The organism is Crocosphaera sp. Alani8 (assembly GCF_038442745.1).
Lineage (GTDB): Bacteria > Cyanobacteriota > Cyanobacteriia > Cyanobacteriales > Microcystaceae > Crocosphaera.
The window spans coordinates 1-3,849 of record NZ_JARVCN010000306.1 but is presented as its reverse complement, the minus strand read 5'-3'; the positions used below and the strand labels follow the sequence as shown (position 1 = coordinate 3,849).

Annotated in this window: 3 protein-coding genes; 2 read left to right on the top strand and 1 reads right to left on the bottom strand. The window is 38.3% G+C overall.

What is annotated here, in order from left to right; genetic code table 11:
- The first annotated feature begins 208 nt into the window (after window positions 1-208).
- The gene (locus P9B04_RS16420) at window positions 209-1,099 is read left to right on the top strand and encodes a LysR family transcriptional regulator (protein WP_342056064.1); all 891 of its coding nucleotides are present in this window, start codon (window positions 209-211) and stop codon (window positions 1,097-1,099) included.
- Between the two features lie 335 nt (window positions 1,100-1,434).
- Here P9B04_RS16420 and P9B04_RS16415 read toward each other — a convergent pair whose 3' ends face one another.
- The gene (locus tag P9B04_RS16415; RefSeq protein ID WP_342056063.1) at window positions 1,435-3,363 is read right to left on the bottom strand and encodes a heavy metal translocating P-type ATPase; all 1,929 of its coding nucleotides are present in this window, start codon (window positions 3,361-3,363) and stop codon (window positions 1,435-1,437) included.
- Between the two features lie 103 nt (window positions 3,364-3,466).
- Here P9B04_RS16415 and P9B04_RS16410 point away from each other — a divergent pair.
- Window positions 3,467-3,849: helix-turn-helix domain-containing protein (locus tag P9B04_RS16410; protein WP_342056062.1), on the top strand; the 383-nt coding region annotated here is incomplete at its 3' end.

Below are 3,849 nucleotides of genomic sequence, written 5' to 3'. Positions count from 1 at the left end.
TTTGGCCTAAGTTTTCGCAGCGAGTGACCCCTGGCTTTTTGAGAAGATACCCAAAGTTAGCATGACCCCTTGCTTGACTGGGACGAACAGTAATCATAATTTTGACCACTCCTCTCATTTGAGACTAACTGTTTTTATGATGAATTGTTTTTCATAAAAAGACAATATACAATTTTAGATACATATTGTAGATAAATAGTTGACAATTATGGATAAATTAGAGAGTATGTACGCCTTCACCCAAGTAGTGGAAAACGGCAGCTTTGCAGAAGCAGCCAGAAAAATGAATCTATCGCGTTCTAGCGTCAATAAAATGGTCATTCACCTAGAAAACCATTTAGGGGTTCAACTACTCTATCGCACCACTCGTCAAGTCACCCCCACAGATACTGGTAAAGCTTTTTATAAAAGGTGTCTGGAGATTCTTAATAGTGTAGAAGAGGCAGAACTAGCGGTTTCAGAGCAACACAGCGAACCGAAAGGAATTTTAAGAATTAATGCACCCATGTCTTTTGGTATGTCTGTGTTAGGTTCAAAGATAGCAGAATTTATGAGCAGATACGAAAAAATTAACATTCAATTGACCTTAGAAGACCGTTTTGTTGACCCCATTAGTGAAGGTTACGATCTGGTTATTCGTATTGGTTCACCCCCTGATTCTTCCAGTTTAGTGGTCAATCCTATCACAATTATTCCTCGGGTTATTTGTGCTTCTCCAAGTTACTTAAATATCAGAGGAATCCCTAAAAAAATTCAAGATTTAAAAGATCATTCCTGTCTGAATTATGGTTATTTAACCAGTGGGTGTCAATGGGAATTGAGTTATCAAGAGAAAGAAGAAAAAGTATTAGTTAAAGGAGTTTTATGTTGTAACAATGGGGAAGTCTTAAGAGATGCGGCCATAAAGGGATTAGGAATTGTTGCTTTACCTAATTTTATTGTTGAAGAAGCCTTAAAAAATGGAGCTTTGCAAACTATTTTATCTAACTATAAACTCCCTGAATTAACCCTGTCTGTTATCTACCCTATTAATCGTCATTTGTCAACTAAAATTCAATTATTTACACAGTTTTTACAAGAGTGTTTTGGAGAACTATGAAATTTTACCTGAACCACAATTCCTCATTTTTCTCTCTGGCTTAATACAAGTAAACAATTGAAGATTCTTTCACTACATGGGAATTACTAGCGAAAATTCTTTAATCTAGAAATTATTGAAGAGAGCTTGTCTTATTCGAGAAAATTTGAAGCTTTAGAACAACAAGATACATTGGATGGTTTATATGTGATTCGGACTTCTGTTGATTCTGAAAAAATAGATACACCTTTGTACCCAGTTAAAGTTCTCACTCAAATCCTTGTAATCTTTACACAGAATAGGTTTCTTCATTTTGTCGAAGCGGAACTTCAGTCATAATTGCCACTTATCAATTATTAGGGTAGCAATAAACGGAGGCCACTTAAAATTACCAAAACTGTAGAGCCTTCATGCCCGATTACCCCTAAAGGCATATTGATATTACCTGTAAAGTTCGCTATCAATAGCAGGAAAATAAAAGAAAGCGCAAAAGTGATGTTTTGTTTGATAATACGATTAGCACGACGGCCGAGGTTAATTGCTTGAGATATTTTTTCGAGGCGATCGCTCATCAATATTACATCGGCAGTTTCCAAAGCGACATCATTCCCAGCACCACCCATAGCTATACCGACTGTTGCCATAGCAAGTGCAGGGGCATCGTTAATACCATCTCCTACCATTGCTACATTTTGATATTTTCGCTGTAGCTGTCGAATAACTGTCAATTTATCTTCTGGCAGAAGTTCGGCATGAACCATTTCTATGCCAAGGGATTCAGCAACACTATTAGCAGTAACTTGATTGTCTCCCGTCAGTAAAACTATTTGTTCGATCCCCATTTCTTTTAATTCTTTGATCGATGCTGCTGCTTCTGGTCGAATAGCGTCAGCAACAGCAATCGAACCTATAACCTTTTCATTTTCAACCACCCAGACAACAGTTTTTCCTTGTTTTTCCAGGCGTTTATTTATCTCAACGAATTCAGGGTTTAAATGATGAATTTCTTGACGAATAAAAGCAGTTTTTCCGACTCTAACTGTTTTTCCCTCTACTTCACCAACAATTCCTAAACCCGTTTTTGCTTGTACTTGACTGGCATTTTGCCATTGAAAGTTTTTATCTAGAGCAGCTTGAGTAATTGCCTTGCCGATAGGATGTTCCGAACGAGATTCTAAGGCCGCAGCTAACGTTAAAATCCGATCGCTATTCTCCCCTAGTATGGAAACAATTTCTACCACCTCTAATTTTCCCGTAGTTAGAGTACCAGTTTTATCAAAGGCGATCGCTTTTACTTTTCCCATCTTCTCTATTTGAGAGCCATTCTTAAATAGAATTCCCTCTCTAGCACCACGAGCTATTCCTGATAGCAGAGTAGGCATAATTGCAGCCATCAAAGCGCAGGGAGAAGCTACAACTAAAAATATTAAGGCTCGGTAAATTGTTGTTTCCCAGTCCCAACTTAATAATAACGATGGTAGAGTTGCCAACAATAATCCGACTAAAACGATAACTCTTGCGTAGCCTCGCTCGAATCGTTCGATAAACTGCTGAGATGGGGGTGCTTCGGTTTGTGCTTTTTCTACTAACCGAATCACTCTTTGAATAAGACTGCTTTCTGGGGAACGATCTACTTTTACTTTCAAAGCTCCGTTACCGTTGAGCGTACCAGCAAAGACTTGATCTCCAACCTGCTTATCTACAGGAATAGACTCTCCAGTAATTGATGCTTGGTTAACATTCGTCAAACCTTCTAAAATAATTCCATCAACAGGAATCAATTCTCCTGGTTTAACTAACACTAAATCTCCTACTTTTAATTTAGCGATCGCAATTTCTTGTTGTCGTTCCTTGTTGATGACTATGGCCGTATTTGGTGCAGTTGCCATTAACAAACTGATATTTCGCTCCGTACGCTGCATAGCAATACTTTCTAAAGCACCGCTAACTGCAAAAATCAGAATCAATACTCCCCCATCGATTATTAAATAATAGTCTTGTTGCCATAATCCTAAAATAGCTGCCCCTAAAGCAGCCACGATCATGAGCAAATCCACATCTAACTCTCGTTCTGTAAATAGAGTCGTTAATCCTTCTTTTGTGCTTTCATAACCGCCAATTACGTAACCGATGGGAAAAATTAACAAAGCAAGACCAATCCAACCCAGATGAAGACTTAACCAACCCAAAAAAATGAGAATTGCACAAACAACAGCAGCAAAAGTGTCTGGATACTTCTGTAAAAGTCGATAGAAAGAGAAGTTAGATAGATATCTTGGAGTCATTGACTGAGAAAATTTGATTACTCTCTCAAGATAAACCTTGACATTAATGTTAAGGTCAAGAAAATAAATCGCACTTTGTCAAAAACATCAATAATTGCCTGAAATGTCTAGTGAATACTTAACTATTAAAAAACTTACGGAGACAGTAGGAGGAGGAATAACGCCCCGCATGGTGCGTCACTCTCATCAAATAGGTTTACTACCCGAAGCCATTAGATCCCCGAGTAACTACCGTCTCTATACCCAAAACCATGTCCAGTATTTACGATGGATTGTGGCACTCAAACAACAAGGATTTCAATTAGAACATATCCGCAAGCTACTAGAAAATCAATTAGAACCAGAAGCGAATGTTACGCTGCTAACTCGACTACAGCAGCATTACTATTCGATTATTCAACAGATAACTCGACTACGACAAACCGCATCAGCATTAGCTAACCGCCGAGAAGCCCCGCACTATAAACGAGGGGGATTTATCAAACC

What these genes read in the sequence shown, in the direction of transcription:
- P9B04_RS16420 (WP_342056064.1), top strand. Translation starts at nt 209, where the DNA reads ATGGATAAATTAGAGAGTATGTACGCCTTCACCCAAGTAGTGGAAAAC.
- P9B04_RS16415 (WP_342056063.1), bottom strand. Translation starts at nt 3,363, where the DNA reads ATGACTCCAAGATATCTATCTAACTTCTCTTTCTATCGACTTTTACAG.